Raw genomic sequence first — 21,472 nt, 5'->3', positions numbered from 1 at the left:
GCCCCCTTTTTTCAGGCCTTGAGAATCCAGCTTAGTCATCATCATCCGGTGAGGACTCCGATCCGGCTAACAACAGTGCTCCGGCATCCTGAATCGCCTGACGGCCATTTTCCACAATCGTCGCCGCATCCACATCTGTACTTTCCCGCATTCCCAATAGTTCCAAAATCATCGGCAGGTTCATTCCGACGATCAAACGGATTTTTTCACTGACGATTGTCAGAGCCTGATTGCAAGGTGTTCCGCCGAGCATATCGGCAAAGATCAGAACGCCGTCGCCGCGGTCAACCTCCGCAACCTTCTGCAGCAGCTGATCATGAAATTCCTGCGGTGAATGATTCTCACGCAGCGAACAGATTTCCAGCTGCGGTATCCGGGAACCAAATAACATCGACAAAGAGTCCGCGATGCCCTCTGCCATTTTACCATGACTGATTAAAACCAGACCTACCATTTTATTGCCTCCTTCTTGAGATTCCTTGTACAAAGGAAATCGTCATTCGACGATTTCCTCTTTTTCTTCCTGTTTTTTTGTTTGTTTCCGGTTAACGGCAAGGGTCAGACGAAGCAGCCACTGCTTCATCCGCTCCTCATTTTCACCGAAAGCCTGCTCCGGGATCACCAGCTGGGTCTGATCTTCAAAAGCAACGATCAGAAAATCTTTCAGGATGAAATAATCCGCGAGCTTTTTTTCCGTGCCGTTGACTCTAAAGCAGCCTTCATGTTCTTCAATTTGCAGCGCCTCCCAGTTCAGCTGGGAAGAAGCCAGTTTTCGTTTCGCCGCACTTCTGCATAAATTGCGGAAAAACCGCGGCGCCAGATAAAACAACCAGAGCAAGGAAAAGGAAACGGCAATCACCCAGGCCCCTATCGAATGTGTCCATTGAAAACCAATCATCAACGCAGCGCACAGCGCCGGTCCCCAAAGTAGGGCGATCCCCCGCGGCAGACGCGTCTGATGCGAGGAGCTCAGCAAAGTTTCATAGTAGCGCAGTGCATCCTCAGGACTAAATTGATATTGCAGCTGAAGCATAACCGTTCCCTCCTCTTTCTTAAGCCAGAATCGTTGTCATGTAACCGATAATCGCAACCGGGATCATCCACAACATGATCTTGGTTGCCGACCATTTCTTTTCTTTTACCAAATAGTACACGATAAAGCAGATGACCAGGGTCAAAATCTTCGGAAAGAAGGCATCCAGAACATCGGTTTGGATGTTGATGCTGGTCTGGCCGAAGGAAGCGACCAGTCCGGTTTTGACATTCATGATGCCGGCCAAAACACCGCCGATCACTGTGATGCCCAAGGCTTCAAAAGCCGGAATAACCCGTTCCTTCATATTCGAGCTGACTAACGTTTCCGCACCGATAATTCCGTATTTATAACCCGTCTTGAATAAGGTTAAGCACAGAATCGCATTGATGACCGTATAGGCGGCAAATAAGAACAGCGCACCTAAGATGGACCCTTCCGTACTTAAGCCGATCGCAATGGAAATCAGGATTGGCGTGATCAGAGCCTGAATCAGCGAATCGCCCAAACCCGCCAGCGGTCCGGCCAGCGCCTGCTTGATCGACTGGATCAGTTCGTTGGTGATCGTGTCATCATGGGCCCGTTCCACTTCCATACCCAGAACGATGCCATAAATGACCGCGCCCAGCCCCTGCTGCGTGTTGAAGAAAACTTCATGGTTGCGGCACAGTTCCTTCTGCTTTTCCACATCTTCCGGATAAATTTCATCCGCGACGCGCGCCAGCATACTCACCATCGAGCAGCCTAACATTCGTTCCCGCGTAAAGTTCATCGGGATTGACCAGTTGTAAGCCCAGAAGGCTTTGTTGACAAATTTCTTATCGCTCTTTAACGCCTGAAGGCGTTCTGTGTTCTGTGTCATCAGTCGTCATCCTCCTCAACGCCGGCCGCAGCCATCTTTTTATCCGGAGTGAACTGGAAAATCAGATAAGCAATAACGCAGCCCACAACTGTAATTGAAATTGTATCCCAGCCCAAAGCCGCGGCCAGGACAAAGCCGAACAGGAAATAAATCCACTGGAACGGTGAATGAATCAAGGTGACCATCAGGATCATAAAGCCAATCGCCGGAAGCAGGCCGGTAAAGGTCGATGTGATCGCGTTGATCTGCGGCGGCAGGGCGCTGACGATGCTGCTGATCACAGCCGAGCCGGCTAAGCAGAATACAGGAACAATGACCAGACAGGAAACCATTGTCCAGATATGTCCCGCTGCCGGGAACCACCAGGCTTGTTTAATTTTCCCCTTTTCAATCAAGGCGTCCTGACGATGCAGGAAACCGACTTTCACCAGATTGCCCACGGTATCCAGAATGTTCTGAACGGCCGCAAAGGCCAGAGCAATCGTCAGACATTCTGCCGCGTCACCGCCCGAAACCAACGTCAGCGGCAAAGCAAACCAGAGCGCGATATTGATTTTGGGCAAGGTCGCGACCCCGCCGATCGACATCTGACCGATATAGGCCGCCTGAATAACGCAGCCGATGATCATCGCGTTTTTCATGTCCCCCATGATCATGCCGATGATCAGACAGTGGATCAGCGGCTTGCTCATGATATTCATGCTCAGCCAGCCTAGCGGGAACATCCCGGTTGAAACCAGGAAGCAGAAGAGTCCAAGCAGAATCGCTTGAAGAATGGTGATTTGCATCGTATTTTCTCCCCTTTCTCTTATATTGAAATAAAATACTTAATGCTGATCTTTAATGTCCTTGAAATACAGCTCCGGCTGGCCGTCGCCCGGGAACTGTTGAAACTGAATCGAAATCCCCAATTGATCCAGTTCTTTTAATGCGGCAAGCTCTTCTTCATTAATCCAAATATCCCGGCGTACCCAGAAGCCATCCTTTTCCTTAGGAATGTTGGCGACATTGACGGTTTTCATCAGATCGGGAACCGCCTGGTAGATTTTTAACAAGGTGGATGGCCGGCGGGTGATGATCAGCGTGCGTTTCTCATTGATCATGCATTTGCGAATTGGCGTTAAGGCATCGTCAAACGTATGAACAGTTACTTTCACGCCCTGCGGCGCAGCCATTTCAAAAATACGTTTTAACATCGGATTGGTCGCTGTGGCATCATCCACACCGATCACCCGCGTGATTTTGTTGAGCGGAATAATTTTAGTTTGACATTGACCATGAATCAGACGGTCATCGCAGCGAATAAAAACAATCATACAGTACACCTCTTTCTGACGAACTTGGCTGAAGCCAGGCATTCAAGCTTTCCCCTGAATCTATATTTATTGTAAAGGAACTGGAAGCGGTTTCTTGTTCAGGTTTTAATCTTTAATCAGCTATTTTTTGATCTGTCAAAGGCAGCATAAAGATATACTCCGCAAATAGGGAATACGAGTTTTTGTTTTTAAAAGTAATCAGAAAATGTTTTAAAATTCAATGTTATAGCACTTTCGGATGGCGCTTCTCAATCCGCTTTCCCATTCTCCGTTATTCGAAAAGCGGAATCATTCCATAGCTTCCTTTTCATTTGACAACAGACTGAGATCCTTCAACGCTGCTTCCACGGCATAAACCAGTGGCGTTCCCTGAAGCAGACGGCGCGCTTGAGTTAACGTCTGAATCGCCTTCTGCGGCTGATCATCCAAATAATAGGCTTTCGCTAACGACATCATCTGCTTTCCGCGGGCTGTCCCTTCTGACTGAGAAACCTTGTCCTCCAGAAGGGAAACCACCGAACGGTCAAACTGACAGATCAGTTTTTGATTAATCGCATTTTCCTCATGCAGTGCCTGAACTAAATCCTGAACCGATTCTTCTTCAATGGCTTCCAGTTCCCGCTGGACAACTGTGAACAATCGGGCGTCGCGATCCTGTGCGGCAATCTGACTGCACAGCTGCAGATAGGCTATTTTCTGCGGAAGGTTCAAGCGATCCGGGCGGATATCCGGCAATATTTTTCTTGCCTTTTCCAGATCACCGGCACTCATTTGATCTGTAGCCCGCAGCAAAAGCACCAGATTGGGATTCAAAAAGATCAAAGCGGTCCGCCTGTAAATCAGTTTTCGATAGGCTTGATAATCTTTACCGATCAAAGCCTGTTCCAGTTGGGCATTCCAACTTTTCTTTATTTTAGCCGATCCCCAAATACCACTTAGGATCAAAAAAACGGACAATACGAGCGAGACTGTCATCAATTACCCTCCCTTAATCATGCAAGATTCCTGAAAATCCTTTATAATGGAGTTCAGGAGAAAGAAAATATGCTTAACGAACTGGGAAAAACGCTTTTGCAGCAAATTGCTGCCTGTCACGATTACATCAGCAGCGAAGAATTGAGTAAGATCTGCAATGTTTCCATCAATACCATTCGCAAAGAAATCGATCTGATTAACGACTACCTTGAGGATCATGGCTGTTTCATCGACACCAAGATCGCTTCCGGTTATTTTTTAACCCTGGACAAGCCGGAACAGGCCAAACCGTTTCTGACGCAGATTCTCAAAGAATTCCGTCAGTTCCGCTATCTGAACTATTCCGAGTTTTCAACGGCGTACACCATTGCGATGAAGCTTTTGACAGCCGCTTCCTACACCTCGATTGATTCCCTGGTCAACAGTCTGTATTGTTCCAAGAGTACCGTTCTGCGGACTCTGGATCAGACTCAGCTGATTTTTGACCAGTTTCATCTGGAATTGAAAAACAAACGAAATTACGGTCTTTATCTGGAAGGCGATGAATGGTCAAAGCGAATCTGTCTGATTTTCATGCATAAAGTCTTTGTTCACGAAAATCCGCAGCGGGTGCGTTCCGGAATTTTCAACGCGCTGTTTCTCAATCATACCGACTATCCAAATCTTGTCCGCGACTGTGTGCTGAAAGTCTTCCGATCTCAAACTGAGGTTGCGGTGCCGAACATTCATTTCATTAAAATCGCGCAGTACATTCTCTTGGCAAAAACCCGCTCCGCCTATGCTGAACAGCTGCAGCTGAGCGAAGCTCAGAAGAAGCTGCTGCCTTTGCCGGTCTATGCGATTGCCCGGCGGATTTACGCCAGCCTGCCAGCTTACTTTCAGGAAGGGGCCACTGAAACCGATATTCTGTCCCTGGCTTCCCTGATCGCCTGCTGCATGACGCTGAAGCATCCCTCGCAAATTCCGGCAGAAGCACTGGAACAAATTAAGGGGGAAGTCAGCGAAGTCGTAGCCTTTATCGGAAAATATTATGACCTTCAGCATATTTTTGACGAACGTTTCTATCAGGATTTTGCCTGTTATCTCTATGGACTGAATCTGAAAAAAGAATTCAATTTCGCTTCCGATGCGGAGAAGCTGCCGGAATCGACCCGTATTGGTTTGATCTCCGCAGATATCAGCTCGCTGTTTGCCCTTTATTACAAGGTAAAGCATGGTCTGTACCTGCGGGAAGTCGATCTGGTTGACGCTTACTATATCTTCAATTCAGCCTTGTTTAAGAATAATACCTATTATAATAAGATGAAGTTTGCGGTCGTATCCCGACATGGCCGATATTACAGTGAAAATCTGGCGGATCGGATGCGGGTTCAGTACAGCCGTTATATTCAGTCGATTGAGGTGTTGGAATATACCGAAATTTTTGAGCAGGATCTCAATCAATACGATGCGGTCATTACGGATATCAACCGGAAGATTCTGCCTAAGACTTACACCGGAGCTTATATTGACAGCCGACTGCGTTCTCTGCCCGCTGCCTCCAATTCGATGTCTGCCTTCCTGATTCAGCGTTTTAATGCGAAAGCCAAGCGGATCTTCCGGGAAAAGAATTTCCACAAAGGCAATTTCACAACGCCGATGCAGGTCTATGACGCAATTTACCAACTGTACGAAAATGAAATTGGCGATCACGAACATTTCATCCATGATTTAAAGATGCGAAACAGCTTCATCAGCTATGAAAAGCAGAAGAATATCGTTTTGATTACACCCCTGGCCTTGCGTTTATCTCATCCGGTGTTTGAGGTCTTTATCAATCGGAAGCCGATGCTGTGGGAACATGCCAAAGCCAGCGTCTTCATTTTTTACCAACAGGGCGACGGCAGTCAGGAAAATGTCCAGATCATCTCGTATTTGCTGAAACAATTTATTCATCAGAACGAACTGTTTATCAATACGCTGGCAGATCGATCCTACAAAGATATCATTTCCATTTTCCAAGTGCTTTAAGAAAAAGGGCTGTTACGCAGGAATGCGCAGCAGCCTTGAGTTTAGAGAATTCCGAAGAAAGCTAAGACAATACAGCCGCCCATGATCAAGAAGATCAGCTTGGTCGGTGACCAGCCCTTCTGAACCCGCGAGAAGCTCCAGCCCCACAATAACAGTGACAACAGACCCGGCATGATCGAATCGAGCATGCCCTGGAAATCAATCGCTGCTCCGCCGATCACCGGCTGCAACGCAATCTTAATCGAAACGTTCTGGGCAATCAGCGCACCGACCATAATCGCGCCGAGGATGCCCGCGGCTTCGGTAATCAGCGGAACGATGCCGCGTTCAAACGCTTCTGTGATCAGGCTGGTGCCATAGCGGTAACCGGCCGTTAAGAAAATATATTTATAGACCAGAAGCAGTCCGCCATACAACAGCACGAACAGAATGACGCCCAGCAGACTGCCGTTGGCTGACAAACCAATGCACAAACCGGCAATGATGACGCGGTAGCAGTTGAAGAAGAAGCTGTCGCCGATTCCGGCTGTCGGCCCCATCAAAGAAGCTTTCAGTGTGGAAATCGTTTCTGTGATATCCTCTTCCGGATGTTCTGCCTGTTGTTTTTCCATGGCCAGAGCAATGCCGACCAATAAGCCTAAGAAAACCTGATGAGTATTGAAGAATTCTCCGGCATGGCGGTAGAAGGCTTTTTTGCGGTCTTCCGGATCGTCATAGAACATTTCCAGTCCTGGATACATGGCCATCGCAAAGCATTTGGACTGCTGGGAAACCTTACTGCTGGCCATGTTGGTGCCTAGAGAGAAGTAGAACGATTTATTCAGCATTTTTCTTTCTTCCGGAGTCAGCTTCGGTGCCTTATTCATAGAAATCATCCCCTTCCTGAGTCTGCGTGCCGATGGCGGATGCCGATCGGCTCTGCGCTAACTTATAACTGTTCTGGAAATGCGCGAAGGCAATAACAATGCCGATCAGGGCCAATGGCAAAGTTCCCAATGCCAGGTATTTAACCGCAACAAAGCCAAGAATGACATACATTACAGTTGTTGCGCCATTCCAGATTGCCTGTGTTGTTAAGCATAAGCCGACAACGACCAGCATGTTGGCGGAAGCATTCAAACCGTTGATGATGAAAGCCGGACAGATCGAGATGAAACCCTGAAGTCCTGCTTCGCCGCCCAAAGCGACTAAGAAGACGACAATCGTATTCAGCAGCTGGGAAACAAAGATGACCTGCAGCCACATTGCGATACGGAATTTTCTAACATTGCCGGTTTCCGCAATTTTCATAAACCATGGATGCAGCGCCAAGGCGATGGCCTGTGTGAACGGCTTGACCGCATTAATCAGCGTCCCGACGGTTACCGCTAAGGCTAAGCCGACGCCCTGGTCAGCACCAGAAAGAACAACGAAGCCGACAGCCAGGACGGAAGCGGCCTGATAATTGGACGGCGCTTCACCGCCAATCGCGGAAACTCCCATATAAACAGCTTCCAGTTCGGCGCCGATGATGACGCCGGTCGTGATATCCCCGCACATTAAACCGGTTAATGTACATAAAACTAACGGACGGGTAAACGTCTGCCATCCCAGCCAGTTGTCTGCAACCTGCCACAACAGATAAGCAAACGCAATCAATAATGCGTTGGTCATGAGAAACCCCCTCTTTCTTTAAAGTTTGGAAACGATCTCAGCGAAATTTTCACTCGGATTGGATGGGATCAGCTGAGAAAATACATGTCCCCCGATCTGAGCCAGTTCTTTGAAATAAACCAGATCTTCCGGATCGGAATTGACTCCCCGTGTCAGATTGACCTTATTCGCAGATTTCTTTTTGACGTAGTTGGCCACGTTCACTTCGCTGATCGGCAGCGCTTTGACTAAAGCGACCGCATCCTTCGGATTGTCGACGATGATCAGAACCCTGACCGTATCGACACGCGGATCCGACAGCAGCTTAATCGCATCGGGAATCGTTTTGACTGCGACTTTCTTCCCAGCCGGCGCTGACATCAGTAGCGTCTGCGTGGTCAGCGGATCTTTCGCCAGTTTGTCGCTGGCAACCACAATCCGGCTGACATCCAGAAAGCGGGACCAAGCCGTAGTGATTTGTCCATGGATCAGGCGCTCGTCAATTCTTAGTTGAACAATCATAATGTCTTCCTTTCCTCCTCATTTTTCATCAGCGGGCATCCTCGCTGATTTCAACATCCTCATTATACTTAAAGCGCTTTCATCAAAAATTTCAAAAAGTAATAATTTATGGTTGCTTTTTGTGATTTTTTAAAGCGGAATTTAGGTCGCTGCTCTGTTGATCTTCCCATAAGAAAAGCCGGTAAATCACCGGCTATGTGAATAACTTGGATCCCAAGAATGAAATTTAAAAGAATTCCTCATCCGTTTGCGGCTGAATCACTTCCCACAGACGAATCCCATCTTTCCCGGTCTGCATCAAAGCCTTCAAATCAAGATCTCCGCTTTCCCGCAGGCCCAATAGTTCCAGAAATAACGGTAAGTTCACGCCGCAGATGACGTCTACCTGTCCCGGCTTCAGATACCGTGTGGTTTTATGGGCTGGTGTCCCCGCAAACAAATCCGTTAAGATCAAAACACCCTCGCCGCTGTCCAGCTTTGCAACAGCCTGTCCGATCTGTTCTTCAAAGGCTTCGCTGTCATCGGTCATCTGATACCCCAACGCCTGCACCTGAGGCAGATTCTCGCCAAAAAAGATCGAAGAAGCCTGAAGCATGCCCTGCGCCATGTCGCCATGACTCAGCAATAATATTCCTTTCATAAAATCCTTCCTCTCTTTGTTTTATCCTTTTTTATTATACCGTCTCCCACTTTCTTAATTTTTCAAAATTTGAAAGGAAAACCCGGCAGAAAAAGAAAAAGAATGGAACTTCGGCCGTCCCATTCTCATTATTTTGTTTTCGTAAAGCGGATTAGCCTAAAATCAGTTTCGTCAGATCGGTCGGTTCTACGATTTCACCGTCTTTATAAACGCGCATATTGCCTGATGCGATTTCATCAATCAGGATGACTTCACCCTGGTAATAACCAAACTCAAACTTGATATCATAAAGATCCAGACCTTTTTCTGCCAGCGTTTCTTTAACAATCCCTGAAATTTTCTGCGTCATGGCTTTCATTTCCGCATACTGATCCAGAGTCATCACGCCGATGGCTTCCAGACCATCCGGTGTGATCAGCGGATCGCCCAGGTCGTCATCCTTCAATGTGGTTTCAACATATGCGTTTAACGGTGTACCGCTTTCCATGTAAGCACCGTAGCGACGGATAAAACTTCCGACCGCACGATAGCGGCAGATCACTTCCAAGCCCTTGCCGAAAACTTCCGCCGGCAGGACTTCCATCGTTGCATTCTCAATATCTGCGCTGACATAGTGCGTTTTAACGCCTGCCTTCTTCAGAATTTCGAAGAAATAAACTGAAACTTTCAGATTCTCACGACCAATGCCTTCGATCTGAAGTCCAACTGTGTTCGCTCCCGGATCGAATACGCCGTCAGTTCCGGTGCAGTCATCCTTGAACTTCAGCTGATAGTTGCCGTTGTCTAATGCATAAACATCTTTTGTCTTACCTGTGTAAACTTTATTCATGCCTTTTCCTCCATATAATGCAGAACTAGTTTAGCACAGTTACTGCCATTCGGCACAAAAATTTATGGTAATTTCAAGGTTTTTCTTGTTTTTCTCCGCTGGTTGGTTATTGAAGCGATTTCGTGACATCCTGAAAGCTTCCTGAAGATCCGTCATACCGTTTAACAAAGGGATCTCAATGCTTTGCGATAAACTAGCGATCCTGTTTATCCCTTAAGATTTCCGCAATTTCCGGAATCGAATGTCCGGCTAACCGCAGCTGCCGGATCTCTTCAATCCGCTGGATGGCTTCCGTGCGGCGGTAGCGGCGCGTCAGATTTTCCTCCGCCTGTTCAAACGGAATCATGCCTTCTTCGGTATAAAATTTCAGCGTGCTGTAACGAACATTCGTCAGCCGCACCAATTCCCCGATCGTCACCCATTCCGCCTGCTGGATTACTTCCAGGCTTCTTTGCCGGCCCATGGTCAGCCGCTCCTTACGCCGTAGCGGCAATCACGGCAATCAGCGTATCCACCGAGTCGATCATTTCGTTGATCAGCTTGTTCTCCGGGGCTTTCCGCAATTCTTTCAGCCGCTGCTTCAGCATTTTCGCCTCGTAGGCAGAGAAATATTTTTTCAGAAGCGAGGTCTTATCCAAAAGACAGCCCAGCAGCACTGTTTCCTCACTGATCTGACCTTCTTCTAAAAACTCAGCACGAATTTTCTGAATGACGCGATCTTTTTCTTCAGCTTTGACCGTGCGGTATTCCTTTGTTCCCAGCAAGCCTTTTTTCACTGTCGTTTCCAGCAGATTGGCTTCTTCCATAACTTCCAGACAGGCTTCCAGCATCTCCCTGCGCGGTTTTCCGGTCAGGGTAAAGGTCAGATTTCCTGCAAAATCTGCCACTCTCTTCCCTTTGGACTTCTTTACAATCTCAAACATCGGCTCCAGATAAACTGGAGGTTCACTTCCTTTATCCGTCAGTTGAAGTTTTTTTCCTTCCAGAACAACCCAGCCCAGATCGATCAGCTCAATCAGCTGCGCTGCATAGAAACAAATTTCCTTTTCTGTACTGAAAGTGGGAAGCTTTCCTTCCTCATCCAACACACATAACAAATATTCCATCGTCAACGCTTCTTTATTCATCGTTTCCTCCTTGGCCTAACGGCACTATCTACTTATTACTTACTACTTATGATTTAATATTAACAGAGTCCGGTCTTTTCGTCAAATCTTTTCCTGACTTTCATTTCGAAAAAAAGAAAAACCCAACTGGAATTTCCAATTGGGCCTCATCGTTTTTTCCCAAGAATAAAACGCGGGTCACGATAAAATGCGGCTAACAGGAACACCGCCATTAAAATCCAGGCAATCGGCTCAGTATAACACACGCCCAGATAACCCAGACTTGGCGTCAAAAGCAGCGTTGCCAAAATCTTAACGATCATTTCAATACAGCTTGAGAAAATCGGCGCCTGACTTTTCCCCAATCCCTGCAAGGCATTGCGGTAAATGAATAAGACTGATAAAGCATAAAAGAAGAAGACATTGATCTTAAAATACTGCCGGGCCGTGGCAATGACCTGCACCTCTTTGGCATCCACGACCAGCGCCAGAATGAAGTCAATTCCCCAAAAGGAAATCAGAATGCAGAATGTTGACCAGACAAAGCTGATGGCGGTGCAGCAGTGCAGACCTTTGCGAATACGCTCAAGCTTGTTTGCGCCCAGATTCTGCGATACATAAGTCGTAGCGGTGACGCCGATGCTGATTAGCGGCTGCATGAACATTTCGATTACCTTTCGCGAAGCGGTATGTCCAGCAATGATCACCGCTCCCAGCTTGTTGACAGCGCTTTGTAAAATCACGGAACCGATTGATACGATCGAATTCATCAGTCCCATTGAAACGCCTAACGACAGCTGAGCTTTCAGCATTTCTCTGTCCCATTGGAAATCTTCCTTCTCCGGAATCAGAAAACGGGTCTTTTCCTTGATATACAAAACACAGAGGACGACCGACAACCCTTGGGATATCAGCGTTGCGATCGCTGCTCCGCCCACGCCCATGTGCAAGGTCTTTAAAAAAACATAATCCAGGACAATATTTGTCAATGAAGCCAGAATCAGAAAATACAGCGGAGTTCGGCTGTCGCCGTAGGAACGCAGAATGCTGGCAGCCATGTTATACATCATCGTGATGATCAAGCCGCCGTAAATAATAAAGATATACTCGATTGACATGCCCATGATTTCTTCCGGTGTTCCTAACAGCTTCAGTACCGGAATCCCGGTCACTAACGCGATCACCGTAATTCCAATCACGAAGATCAGCCCCAGCATCAGCGTGCCGGCCACCGCTTTTCTGACCTTATCCATTTCCCCAGCGCCGACATACTGGGCAATCGGGATCGCAAACCCCTGCGCCAATCCGATGTTCAGACCCAGCACCAATCCGGAAACAGAAGCCGTCGCTCCCATCGCAGCCAGAGCGTCGACCCCTAATATCCGGCCAACCATCATCGTATCCGCCATATTATAAAATTGCTGAAAGACATTTCCCAATAAAACTGGCATCGCAAACATCAAAATTAGTTTCAGCGGACTGCCTTCCGTCATTCGGTTATGCATTCGTTTCCCCCTCTCCAAAAACAAAATCCAGAACATTATAGCCTACTTGATTCACTCTCACAAGCCTTTTCTCTTCCATCAGAAAAAGAGCTGAATGAACTCGGTAAAACAAAAACTGCCGAAATCCGGCAGTTCCTGATTTGAAGCCTAAACGCTTCCTTTTCCTTTATCAGGCTGTTCAGTCAAAACTCCCTCGCTTTTCACTGAACACTCTGTGACTTTAATGCAGAATCCAATACAGGAACGCAACCAGGATCATCGCTAATTTAAACATTCATCATCACCTTTCTATTAGTCTGTGCTTGTTTTTACTTAAGAATACGGAAAAAGAAGTCGAACAGTCTGGCTTCTCATTAGTCTATTCCATTGATTAGAATTCGGTTCCTGAACTCTTCCATCATGGAGGGGCTGGATCAATCCGAAACATTGAAGCTGAAAATCCAGCTTCCTATCTACATTCATAAAATACCAAAAAAATCGCAGGGCTGTCAATGATTATGCCTGCGATTTGTGATTTTTATGTCAATTAATTGACCAGCTTCAGCCACTGCGTTTATCGATCCAGTTCAAATTGTGCTTCAGAGGGATATTTCTGTTGATTCAATTTCTCCTTGATCGGAATCCACGTTTCAACATCAATATCATAACAATTCGCGACTGCCAGAGCATAATACAGGATATCCCAGATTTCCTCTTCAATCGTCCCTTTGATCTGATCTGGTGAAGCGGGTATGCGTTCTTTGCGCATAGCTCTGGCCAATTCCCCGGTTTCTTCCACGAGCTTTAAAAGATAATCTTTTGCCCGTTCGGGATGATGATCCTTCGCTTTGATGTACGCCTGCAAATACTGAATCGTAATTCTTCCGTCCACGTTGCCGCTCTCCTTATCCTTCGTTATGGATTTCTTCAAGTGAAACTTGTTTTTCGTTGATGTCCGCCAGCACCAACCGCGGATTCTTTGTCTTTAAGTATTGTGCCGCTTTGACCGCGTTATCCTTATCTTTGAGATTTACGCTCAGGCTGCGCTGATCCTTTAATCCCAGGATCAGCATGCCATCGTCAGCACTTCCGCTTGCGTATGGAGTTTCCGACACAGGTGCGATACTGCAGGAAACCAGTTCCTTAAAGGAGATCGTATATCCATGACGACGGAACCAATAATAGGCTTTCTCTTCCCCCAGCCACAGATAATTTAACTGACACAATAACCCCAGGGATTCAGGCAAAATCTTAGTCATTCGATCAATACCGCGAAATTCCATCGCTAATAAAAGCAGAATTCCAAGCAGAACAAGCCCTACTATACCTGCCAGCCCCATTACGATAATCTGTCCAGGCCTACGCATCACAGCCAGCACCGCGATCAGCACGGCAATGCCCACCGCAATTAGATAAAATCGAAAACGTCCAAAAACATTCTTCCGGAATGCCTGCTTCCATTCTTCCCGTGTCATTTTTTCGCCTTCTTCTTTATCTTTATTATCGCATACTTTCCTAAGATTGTACTCAACTACTCATAATTTAATAAAATTCGATGAAATCTTCAAAATTTATATCAATGATTATAAGTATATTTATAATAATTGATGACAAATATGGATATTTGAGCTAAAATTATACAAAAGAGAGGTGTTTTATTTGGCAATTATAAGCAAAGAAGCCTTACTGCGGGTATTATCCTCTTATAATCCATGGTGGAAAATGGATGCAGTCAACCCGAAATTAATGAAATCTTATAAACGTTTTGCTTTTTATGAAGCTATGAAATGGTTGAATCAATCGACTTTGAGACGCACTGTTCTCTTAACTGGAACACGCAGGGTTGGAAAAACCACAATTCAATATCAGATGATTGATACACTCTTGAAGAATGGGGTTTTACCACAGAAAATTATTTTTATTTCCATGGATCACCCGATGCTGAAATTAAGCGAAATGAATGAAATTTTGGATTGTTATCACGAAAATATATATCCTGATCATGATGTCTATTATTTTTTTGATGAAATTCAATATGCTCAAAATTGGGATAAATGGTTAAAAACGATCTATGATATGCAGCCAGACACACAAATTGTTGCAACAGGCTCAGCCAGTCCGGCGCTAATAAAAGGAAATCAGGAAAGTGGGGCAGGTCGTTGGACAATTATTCAAGTTCCCACGCTGTCTTTTTACGAATATTGTGAATTATTAAATGTCGATCGGCCTGAGTTACCTGCAAATCTCAAAATTACCCCGCTATTAAATCAATCGCAGCAAGAACGTACTCAAATTATGCTTCAGCTATCCAAAGTTCAGAATTATTTTATTCGTTATCTACAAGTGGGTGGATTTCCGGAATTGGCCTTAGCTGACAATGATGTCCTTGCTCAACAAATTATGCGGGATGATGTTGTCGATAAAGTTTTAAAACGCGATTTACCCTCGATTTATAAAATTCGGAATGCGACAGAATTAGAAAGAATCTTCATTTATCTTTGCAACGTTTCTTCAGAAATCGTTTCGATTGATGCCATTTCGAGAGAATTAAATGGAGTTAGCCGACCCACGGTAGAAAACTATATTCAATATCTTGAAAGCGCACATTTGATATATCAAAGCTGGCCTGTCAATATCGCTGGCAAAAAAGTTTTAAAGGCGAGTCCTAAAATCTACATTGCAGACGCTGCAATCAGAAATGCAGTCTTGATGGATGATACCATTCTAAGCAATCCCATCGAAATGGGAAAAATCGTTGAGACAGCCGTGTATAAGCATGTTGCTGCATTCTATTATCAACAGGCAGCCTCCGTCGGATACTACCGAGGTGGAAAACGGGGAAATGAGATTGATATTGTAGTTGAATGCTCCAATCAAAAAAACATTCATATTGAAGTTAAATATCGGGAGGGAGCTCCCATCCCAGACAATGACGCCATTGTGGAATTAAGCAAAGAAGCAGCCGCTTCAATCATCGTCACTAAAAATAGTGATGATTATGGTGTTCATCATACGAAAAGTGGTAAAGACTTAATTCGTATTCCTGCCTTTGCTTTCCTTTATCTGCTTGGTCATGCCGAAAAACAGGGTTATCGTAGCATGATTTAGTCACAACAATAATGCACATTTTATCTTTAAGATCTCACTTTCGATTTAAACGTAATAAAACAGCTGAGGCAGCAGGATTGTTTATCCGCTTGTCGCAGCTGTTTCTTTTATCTTGAATTAACTTTCAAACTGACTGTTAAACAGTTTAGCATAGAACCCACGGGCTTGAAGCAGTTCGTCATGAGTTCCGGACTCAATGATATTGCCCTCCTTCAGAACTAAAATCACATCCGCATTTTTAATCGTGGAAAGACGATGGGCAATAACGAAGCACGTTCGGCCTTTCATCAGTTCCAGCATTGCGTCCTGGATCGCCATTTCTGTCCGGGAATCAACATTTGAGGTAGCTTCATCCAAGATCAGCATTCTAGCATTCGACAACATCGCCCGCGCAATCGTCAGCAGCTGCTTCTGACCTTTGGAAATGTTGACGCCATCATCGGTCAGTACAGTCTGATAGCCCTGCGGCAGAGTTTCTACGAAATCATGGATATGTGCCTTCTTGCAAACATCGATGACCTCTTCCAAAGTGGCATCGTCACGGGCATACGCGACATTTTCCTGAATCGTCCCCTGAAACAGCCAGGTATCCTGCAGAACCATCGTAAACGCCTTGCGCAGACTGTCGCGGGTCAGATTGCGGATTGGATAACCGTCAACCGAAATCACGCCTTCATTGACATCATAGAACCGCATCAGCAAATTAATGATCGTCGTCTTGCCTGCCCCGGTTGGACCGACAATGGCCACCAACTGGCCGGGATCAGCATGCAGCCGCAGATCATGGATGATCTCTTTTTCCGGCGTATACCCGAATTTGACATGATCAATATCGACCATCCCCCGCGTATCAATCAAGACCTTGGCATCCGCTTCATCCGGAAGCTCTGACGGTTCATCCAGCAGTCGGAAGATCCGCTCCGCCGCAGCCGCAGCCGTCTGCAGCTCAGTGATAATATTCGCCGTTTCATTGATGGGTCCCGAGAACTTCCGGGAATACATAACAAAGGAGGAAATATTGCCGATTGTAATTTTGCCCATCAGAAACAGAATCGCTCCGAACATACTGATCAGAGAAAGCGACAGATTGTTGACAAAGTTGACGGAAGGCCCCATGATGCTGCCTTCATAATCCGCCGTATAATAAGCCTGACTGGCATCCTCATTACGGCCGTCATATTTGGTGATAATTGTATCTTCCTGACCATAGGCCTTAATCGTTTTGTTTCCCGACAACATCTCTTCAGTAAATCCGTTCAGTTCCCCCAGCTTTCGTGAACGCCGGCGAAACAAAGGCTTTACTTTGATCATTCGGTAGCGGGCAAAGACCAAGGTAATCGGAACCGTGATAACGAAGACCAGAACCAAGATCGGTGCAATCGACAACATCATCAATAATGAGCCCACGACAGTAATGACGCCGGTCACCAGCTGAAGAATATCACTCGACAGTGAAGTATTGATCGTGTCGATATCATAGGAAATCTTTGATACGATATCCCCGGTCTGATTGCGGTCAAAATAACTAACCGGCAGTTCCAGCAGATGTTCAAAAACCTGCTTGCGCATCCGATGTGTGATCTTTTTGGATACCTGCAGCAGAATGATCTGCAGGATGTAAGTTAAAACGCTGGAAACCACATAGAAGATAACCATCAATATACAGTAATAGAGAACCCGATCAAAATTGACCTGACTTGGTCCGCCGATCGCATCAATCGCCATGCCGGTCAGTTTCGGGCCATACAGAGCCAGCACGTTGGCAACGATCGTCGTGATACAGGCCAGAAGAAGCAAAAACTTGGATTCCTTTAAATATCCGATCAACCGCCGGATAGTCGCTTTTCTATTCAAGCAGCGCACCTCCCATCTGACTGTCGCTGATCGACGCATAAATTTCACTGGTCTGCATCAGCTCATCATGCGTACCGCGTGCCACGATTTTCCCTTGATCCAAAACTAGAATCTCATCCGCATGCATGATGCTGGAAACTCGCTGCGCCACGATGACCTTCGCCGTTTCGGCAAAGTGTGTGTTGATCGCTTTGCGCAGCCGTGCGTCGGTTTCATAATCCAGCGCCGAACTGGAATCGTCGAGCAGCAGAATCTTCGGATTATTGACAAAGGCCCGCGACAGGAAAATCCGCTGCCGTTGCCCGCCGGAAAGGTTGGTGCCTTTGGAATTCAGCTTATAATCAAATTCATCGGTCAGACTCTTAATGAACGGACGGGCCTGAGCAATCTGGGTTGCTTCATCCAACAGTTCATCGTCAATCGGACGGCCGAAAGCAATATTCTCCCGAACTGAATCCTGGAAGATAAAGTCATTTTGCATGACAATGCCGTATTCCTGACGCAGATCTTTCGGATCATAGCTGCGGATATCCCGGCCATGAATCCGAATCACGCCGGTATCTGCATCATAGAAGCGCATCAACAGCTGTAAAATTGTTGATTTTCCAGATCCGGTAGCCCCGATGATGCCCAATGTCTGCCCCTTTTTCAGGCTGAAAGTGATGTCTTCCACATTATCCTTAATTCCCAAATAGGAAAAACTGACATGATCAAATTCCACAATCTTATCATTCAGAGGAGAATCATCGGTGATGATTTCCATCTCATCCTGAGCTTTAAGGACTTCCTCAATTCGATCCGCACTTGCGATACCCTTGGAAGTCATCACGAAAATTCGGCTGATCGACATCATCGCATTGGTGATAATCGTAAAGTAGTTGGTAAACGCGATAATTTTCCCGGTTTCACTCAAGCCGCCGTTGACCCGCCAGGCGCCGACCAGAATTACCCCGACTAAACCTAAATTCATAAACAGATTCATCAGCGGATTGATCGCCGCCATTCGGGTATTCGCTTTGAGTTCCTCATTGGCTAATCCCATATTCACGCTTTCATAGCGCTTTTTTTCATGATCCGCTTTGGACAGGGCCTTGATCACGCGAATGCCCTGAGCATTTTCTCGGACAACAGAAATCATCCGATCCTGGGCCTGCTGCACCTTGGTGAACATTGGAATCCCTTTTGTCGCTTTGGAGTAAACCAAATGGGTGATAAACGGCAGCGTTGCCAGCATGACCATGGCCAACACCGGCTCCATGATCAGGGTGATGATCATGCCGCCGATCAGCAGGATCGGAGCGCGGACGCCCATGCGCTGAATCATGCCGATCATCCGGTGGACATTGTACGTATCGCTGGTCAGCCGGCTTTCTAGCGAAGGGATGGTAAATTCATCACCCTTGCGGCAGGACAGCCGAATTGTTTTTTCAAAGAGATCATGCCGGATATGAATTGTTGCATCACGGGCTACCCGTGACGCCAGCCGGTTCGCCATGATATCAAAAATCCAACCGGCCACAGAAACCACGATCATGATCACACCATAGATTACAATTAATTGAACATCTCTCATGGGTACAATCGAATCGATGACATAGGCCAGCAGATACGGCAGCAGCAGTACCGCCAGCGCTCCCAGCGCCTTCATCAGGAAGCTGATCGACATATCTTTCAGCAGCGGTTTTAAATATTTCTTCAAAAGTTCCATAACTGACTCTCATTCCCCCTTTATTCTCACTTAGTTTCCTTTACCAACTGTTAGCAAGCTAAGCTTTTCTCTATCATTATACCAGTCTCTGGCTAAGTTTCCAGTTCAAAAATTACATTCATTATAAGAAAGTAATTGAAATCTTTCAGAAATCTGAATTCACTCCCTGTTACTCTCTTGATTTTTACCTACACTTTGAACTCGTTATTTCATATGAAAAAGAGCCTTGGACTTCCTTTTTAAAGGATCCGTCAAAACCAGCTTTAAGAAAATAGGAAAAACGATAGAAAGCATTTTTTGGCGCTTCCTATCGTTTTTCCTATTTATTTTTTAGAATGATTCTTGCGTATCTTTTTATTGGTATGCCTTCCTGCTTCTATTTTAATTTCTTAAAGATGAAGAAACCACCGCCGATTACTGCAATACCAAGGACAGTTACCCAAAGAATCCAAGAAGATGACTGATTTGTCGATTTCTGAGGTTGGATGGTTGCTTCCGGTGGCGTTTGAGGCAGCAAACTTGTCTTTGATGCTTTCGATTTTCCTGTCACAGGTATAGGCACGGTTGGAGTTGGCATGACTTCATTTTTCGTTTTCGATTCTTCATCGATAGTTTCTTGATCCGCCCTGACAAGGAAAATCATCTATAAGAATTTCATAAGCATGACCTTCCTAGACTTCAAGCTGTGCATTAATTGTGTTGTTAAAGACCAAAAAGTATTTAAATCAAATAATCATAAATAAAGAAATTCATTTTAGCGGATTGACCATTCACATTTAATGTTTGCTTTTTTTCGCCTTTTCGTATCATTCCTTGATGTTCATAAAATTCATAATTACAACTTGTATCTGTAAATAGATAGAAAGTATTCAACTTTTGTTCTTTCATATAATCAAGTGCTGATTGAAACAACTGTTTGCCTATTCCTTTCCCACGGTAAGATGGTTTCACTGCAAATAAAGCAAGTTCTGCAGGATATTCTATATCACATTCATTTAAAAGCTTTTTATCAATATCACTTACACTTTCAAATATCTTAGATACCTTTCTTCCCTCTTTAGATAAATATAGAGATATAATTTCTCTTATTTGCTGAAATTTTAAACCTAATGGACATTTATGTTTTGCCTTATTGTTTAAAAGTATAATTCCTACTGGTTTTCCATTATCAAGAGCTACACGGGAATAGGTATAATTGGTTAAGCAGCTGCTTAAAAATACTCCTGCTAGTCTTTGAGCTGTTTTGGGACTGCTCAAGTCATCATAATGCCACGTTTCTCTAATAATGTTTTGCAAAACAATAAAATCTTCTCTTTTATACTCTCGCAACGTAATATTCATATTCGTTCCTCCTTGTACTTTGTTTGAGCATTTTATACAATAAACTATACAGTTAATGTAAAGTCAACAGGAGATAAAATGAAAAAAAGCAATATAAAATTAACTACTGCGCAATTTGCAAAACTTCATAATGTCAATAAAAGAACGCTTCACTATTATGATAACATTGGACTTTTTTCTCCAAATACAAAAGGAGAAAATGGATATAGATATTATGATTTGTCACAAAGCATTGAATTTGAATATATTCTCATGTTAAGAGAATTAAATGTGAGTATTGATGATATTGAAGAATATATTAAAAGACCGACTGAAGAAAATTTTATCAGGCTTGCAACGGCTAAAGAAGTTGAAATAAATAATCAAATAAAACGCCTTAAACTCATAAAAAAAACAATTCATGAAAAGAAAAATCAAATAGAATTATGCCAATCATTAGAAATATCTAAATTTGAAATAAATGAATGTAAAGAAGAAAAATTACTTATCCTTCCGTATGATTTTGATGATGATATCTCAAATACCTTTTCTTTTATGGCAAAATCATGGAGTGTCGAACAAATTCGTATGGGGGTAGGTGGAATGATTTCTATTGATAAAGTCTTAAAAAACGACTTTTCAAAATATGACGGCATTTATACACCTGCATTGTACCCTAACCCAGCGAAAAATATTTTTCATAAACCCAAAGGTACATATATAACTTATTATCATCGCGGAGAATGGGACACACTGCCTCATGCTTATCATCAATTAATCAAATATGCGAAGAAGAATGATTTAGAGATGACTGGTTATGCGTATGAGATGGGAATGAATGAATTTGCTTTATCTAATGAGGAAGATTATGTTACTAAAATTTCAATAAGAATTGAAAATACGCGTCACTCAATATTTGATAGATAGCAAACAAAAAATTCAAATAAATATAGATATGGAGACTTACAAATAATTATCTCCCATTTTATATTAGTATCTCATCAAGGATCCTTTAGCCACCATTAATTCGTCATATTTCTATATTTTAAAAGGCTTCAAAATACAGTAATTAT

23 protein-coding genes are annotated in these 21,472 nt (G+C 44.7%); 3 read left to right on the top strand and 20 right to left on the bottom strand.

All coding sequences use genetic code 11. The features are described 5' to 3' along the window. Positions 1 to 31: 31 nt before the first annotated feature. From BN162_RS14335 to BN162_RS14310, 6 genes are all read right to left on the bottom strand, one after another. Positions 32 to 454 carry a PTS sugar transporter subunit IIA gene (locus tag BN162_RS14335; RefSeq protein ID WP_020225808.1) on the bottom strand — a complete coding sequence of 141 codons (423 nt, stop codon included), beginning with the start codon at positions 452 to 454 and terminating at the stop codon, positions 32 to 34. A 42-nt stretch (positions 455 to 496) separates the two neighbouring features. Continuing rightward, entirely contained in the window at positions 497 to 1,033 is a 537-nt protein-coding gene (locus tag BN162_RS14330; protein ID WP_020225807.1) for a hypothetical protein, read from the bottom strand. A 19-nt stretch (positions 1,034 to 1,052) separates the two neighbouring features. Beyond that, a complete protein-coding gene (locus BN162_RS14325) occupies positions 1,053 to 1,895 on the bottom strand; it encodes a PTS system mannose/fructose/sorbose family transporter subunit IID (protein WP_020225806.1) in 843 nt (280 codons plus the stop codon). After that, positions 1,895 to 2,683: a PTS sugar transporter subunit IIC gene (locus tag BN162_RS14320; protein ID WP_020225805.1), complete on the bottom strand. Its 789-nt coding sequence runs from the start codon at positions 2,681 to 2,683 to the stop codon at positions 1,895 to 1,897. The genes BN162_RS14325 and BN162_RS14320 overlap by 1 nt, the downstream gene beginning before the upstream one ends. A 39-nt stretch (positions 2,684 to 2,722) precedes the next feature. Next, a complete protein-coding gene (locus BN162_RS14315; protein ID WP_020225804.1) occupies positions 2,723 to 3,211 on the bottom strand; it encodes a PTS sugar transporter subunit IIB in 489 nt (162 codons plus the stop codon). 288 nt (positions 3,212 to 3,499) lie between these two features. Beyond that, positions 3,500 to 4,186, bottom strand: a complete 687-nt coding sequence (locus tag BN162_RS14310) for a hypothetical protein (RefSeq protein WP_020225803.1) — start codon at positions 4,184 to 4,186, stop codon at positions 3,500 to 3,502. 69 nt (positions 4,187 to 4,255) lie between these two features. Between BN162_RS14310 and BN162_RS14305 the strand changes: the two genes are divergently transcribed. Then, positions 4,256 to 6,196 (top strand): BglG family transcription antiterminator, encoded by a 1,941-nt coding sequence (locus BN162_RS14305; RefSeq protein WP_020225802.1) that lies wholly within the window; start codon positions 4,256 to 4,258, stop codon positions 6,194 to 6,196. A gap of 41 nt (positions 6,197 to 6,237) precedes the next feature. Here the strand turns inward: BN162_RS14305 and BN162_RS14300 are convergent, their stop codons facing one another. The 10 genes from BN162_RS14300 to BN162_RS14255 all read right to left on the bottom strand — a co-directional run bounded on the left by BN162_RS14300 (position 6,238) and on the right by BN162_RS14255 (position 13,884). Continuing rightward, positions 6,238 to 7,062, bottom strand: a complete 825-nt coding sequence (locus tag BN162_RS14300; protein ID WP_020225801.1) for a PTS system mannose/fructose/sorbose family transporter subunit IID — start codon at positions 7,060 to 7,062, stop codon at positions 6,238 to 6,240. Further along, positions 7,055 to 7,849: a PTS mannose/fructose/sorbose/N-acetylgalactosamine transporter subunit IIC gene (locus tag BN162_RS14295; protein ID WP_020225800.1), complete on the bottom strand. Its 795-nt coding sequence runs from the start codon at positions 7,847 to 7,849 to the stop codon at positions 7,055 to 7,057. The genes BN162_RS14300 and BN162_RS14295 overlap by 8 nt, the downstream gene beginning before the upstream one ends. Positions 7,850 to 7,867: 18 nt before the next feature. Continuing rightward, entirely contained in the window at positions 7,868 to 8,350 is a 483-nt protein-coding gene (locus BN162_RS14290) for a PTS sugar transporter subunit IIB (protein ID WP_020225799.1), read from the bottom strand. A 226-nt stretch (positions 8,351 to 8,576) separates the two neighbouring features. Then, positions 8,577 to 8,990 (bottom strand): PTS sugar transporter subunit IIA, encoded by a 414-nt coding sequence (locus tag BN162_RS14285; RefSeq protein ID WP_020225798.1) that lies wholly within the window; start codon positions 8,988 to 8,990, stop codon positions 8,577 to 8,579. A 151-nt stretch (positions 8,991 to 9,141) separates the two neighbouring features. Beyond that, on the bottom strand, positions 9,142 to 9,819 hold the full coding sequence (locus BN162_RS14280; protein ID WP_020225797.1) for a phosphoribosylaminoimidazolesuccinocarboxamide synthase: 678 nt from the start codon (positions 9,817 to 9,819) through the stop codon (positions 9,142 to 9,144). A 193-nt stretch (positions 9,820 to 10,012) separates the two neighbouring features. After that, positions 10,013 to 10,282, bottom strand: a complete 270-nt coding sequence (locus tag BN162_RS14275; RefSeq protein WP_020225795.1) for a helix-turn-helix domain-containing protein — start codon at positions 10,280 to 10,282, stop codon at positions 10,013 to 10,015. A gap of 13 nt (positions 10,283 to 10,295) precedes the next feature. Continuing rightward, positions 10,296 to 10,946, bottom strand: coding sequence for a GOLPH3/VPS74 family protein (locus BN162_RS14270; protein WP_020225794.1), 651 nt, complete (start codon positions 10,944 to 10,946; stop codon positions 10,296 to 10,298). 146 nt (positions 10,947 to 11,092) lie between these two features. Further along, positions 11,093 to 12,430: an MATE family efflux transporter gene (locus BN162_RS14265; protein ID WP_020225793.1), complete on the bottom strand. Its 1,338-nt coding sequence runs from the start codon at positions 12,428 to 12,430 to the stop codon at positions 11,093 to 11,095. Between the two features lie 553 nt (positions 12,431 to 12,983). Continuing rightward, entirely contained in the window at positions 12,984 to 13,301 is a 318-nt protein-coding gene (locus BN162_RS14260) for a MazG nucleotide pyrophosphohydrolase domain-containing protein (protein ID WP_020225792.1), read from the bottom strand. Positions 13,302 to 13,314: 13 nt separating this feature from the next. Next, on the bottom strand, positions 13,315 to 13,884 hold the full coding sequence (locus tag BN162_RS14255) for a hypothetical protein (protein WP_020225791.1): 570 nt from the start codon (positions 13,882 to 13,884) through the stop codon (positions 13,315 to 13,317). A 184-nt stretch (positions 13,885 to 14,068) separates the two neighbouring features. Here BN162_RS14255 and BN162_RS14250 point away from each other — a divergent pair, with 184 nt between their 5' ends. Next, entirely contained in the window at positions 14,069 to 15,517 is a 1,449-nt protein-coding gene (locus tag BN162_RS14250) for an ATP-binding protein (protein ID WP_040452255.1), read from the top strand. A 117-nt stretch (positions 15,518 to 15,634) separates the two neighbouring features. Here BN162_RS14250 and BN162_RS14245 read toward each other — a convergent pair whose 3' ends face one another. From BN162_RS14245 to BN162_RS14230, 4 genes are all read right to left on the bottom strand, one after another. Beyond that, the gene (locus BN162_RS14245; protein WP_244264205.1) at positions 15,635 to 17,380 is read right to left on the bottom strand and encodes an ABC transporter ATP-binding protein; all 1,746 of its coding nucleotides are present in this window, start codon (positions 17,378 to 17,380) and stop codon (positions 15,635 to 15,637) included. Continuing rightward, positions 17,364 to 19,079 carry an ABC transporter ATP-binding protein gene (locus BN162_RS14240; protein ID WP_020225788.1) on the bottom strand — a complete coding sequence of 572 codons (1,716 nt, stop codon included), beginning with the start codon at positions 19,077 to 19,079 and terminating at the stop codon, positions 17,364 to 17,366. Before BN162_RS14240 ends, BN162_RS14245 begins: the two co-directional genes overlap by 17 nt. A gap of 376 nt (positions 19,080 to 19,455) precedes the next feature. After that, complete coding sequence (locus BN162_RS14235) at positions 19,456 to 19,722, bottom strand: hypothetical protein (RefSeq protein WP_020225786.1); 267 nt, start codon at positions 19,720 to 19,722, stop codon at positions 19,456 to 19,458. A gap of 77 nt (positions 19,723 to 19,799) precedes the next feature. Then, the gene (locus BN162_RS14230) at positions 19,800 to 20,420 is read right to left on the bottom strand and encodes a GNAT family N-acetyltransferase (protein ID WP_020225785.1); all 621 of its coding nucleotides are present in this window, start codon (positions 20,418 to 20,420) and stop codon (positions 19,800 to 19,802) included. A gap of 78 nt (positions 20,421 to 20,498) precedes the next feature. On the opposite strand from BN162_RS14230, the gene BN162_RS14225 reads away from it, so the two are divergent. Then, positions 20,499 to 21,326: a MerR family transcriptional regulator gene (locus BN162_RS14225; RefSeq protein WP_020225784.1), complete on the top strand. Its 828-nt coding sequence runs from the start codon at positions 20,499 to 20,501 to the stop codon at positions 21,324 to 21,326. Positions 21,327 to 21,472 lie beyond the last annotated feature (146 nt).

Origin of the sequence: Holdemania massiliensis AP2, from assembly GCF_000327285.1 — a bacterium.
Classification (GTDB): domain Bacteria; phylum Bacillota_I; class Bacilli_A; order Erysipelotrichales; family Erysipelotrichaceae; genus Holdemania; species Holdemania massiliensis.
The sequence above is the reverse complement of the archived record's forward strand: the minus strand, read 5'-3'. Positions and strand labels throughout refer to the sequence as shown.

Bases quoted from the DNA above. Each gene is read 5' to 3' on its own strand.
- BN162_RS14325 (WP_020225806.1), bottom strand. From the start codon at position 1,895: ATGACACAGAACACAGAACGCCTTCAGGCGTTAAAGAGCGATAAGAAA.
- BN162_RS14280 (WP_020225797.1), bottom strand. From the start codon at position 9,819: ATGAATAAAGTTTACACAGGTAAGACAAAAGATGTTTATGCATTAGAC.
- BN162_RS14275 (WP_020225795.1), bottom strand. From the start codon at position 10,282: ATGGGCCGGCAAAGAAGCCTGGAAGTAATCCAGCAGGCGGAATGGGTG.
- BN162_RS14315 (WP_020225804.1), bottom strand. From the start codon at position 3,211: ATGATTGTTTTTATTCGCTGCGATGACCGTCTGATTCATGGTCAATGT.
- BN162_RS14240 (WP_020225788.1), bottom strand. From the start codon at position 19,079: ATGGAACTTTTGAAGAAATATTTAAAACCGCTGCTGAAAGATATGTCG.
- BN162_RS14320 (WP_020225805.1), bottom strand. From the start codon at position 2,683: ATGCAAATCACCATTCTTCAAGCGATTCTGCTTGGACTCTTCTGCTTC.
- BN162_RS14270 (WP_020225794.1), bottom strand. From the start codon at position 10,946: ATGAATAAAGAAGCGTTGACGATGGAATATTTGTTATGTGTGTTGGAT.
- BN162_RS14330 (WP_020225807.1), bottom strand. From the start codon at position 1,033: ATGCTTCAGCTGCAATATCAATTTAGTCCTGAGGATGCACTGCGCTAC.
- BN162_RS14310 (WP_020225803.1), bottom strand. From the start codon at position 4,186: ATGACAGTCTCGCTCGTATTGTCCGTTTTTTTGATCCTAAGTGGTATT.
- BN162_RS14300 (WP_020225801.1), bottom strand. From the start codon at position 7,062: ATGAATAAGGCACCGAAGCTGACTCCGGAAGAAAGAAAAATGCTGAAT.
- BN162_RS14305 (WP_020225802.1), top strand. From the start codon at position 4,256: ATGCTTAACGAACTGGGAAAAACGCTTTTGCAGCAAATTGCTGCCTGT.
- BN162_RS14335 (WP_020225808.1), bottom strand. From the start codon at position 454: ATGGTAGGTCTGGTTTTAATCAGTCATGGTAAAATGGCAGAGGGCATC.
- BN162_RS14285 (WP_020225798.1), bottom strand. From the start codon at position 8,990: ATGAAAGGAATATTATTGCTGAGTCATGGCGACATGGCGCAGGGCATG.
- BN162_RS14255 (WP_020225791.1), bottom strand. From the start codon at position 13,884: ATGACACGGGAAGAATGGAAGCAGGCATTCCGGAAGAATGTTTTTGGA.
- BN162_RS14230 (WP_020225785.1), bottom strand. From the start codon at position 20,420: ATGAATATTACGTTGCGAGAGTATAAAAGAGAAGATTTTATTGTTTTG.
- BN162_RS14265 (WP_020225793.1), bottom strand. From the start codon at position 12,430: ATGCATAACCGAATGACGGAAGGCAGTCCGCTGAAACTAATTTTGATG.
- BN162_RS14225 (WP_020225784.1), top strand. From the start codon at position 20,499: ATGAAAAAAAGCAATATAAAATTAACTACTGCGCAATTTGCAAAACTT.
- BN162_RS14235 (WP_020225786.1), bottom strand. From the start codon at position 19,722: ATGATTTTCCTTGTCAGGGCGGATCAAGAAACTATCGATGAAGAATCG.
- BN162_RS14290 (WP_020225799.1), bottom strand. From the start codon at position 8,350: ATGATTGTTCAACTAAGAATTGACGAGCGCCTGATCCATGGACAAATC.
- BN162_RS14295 (WP_020225800.1), bottom strand. From the start codon at position 7,849: ATGACCAACGCATTATTGATTGCGTTTGCTTATCTGTTGTGGCAGGTT.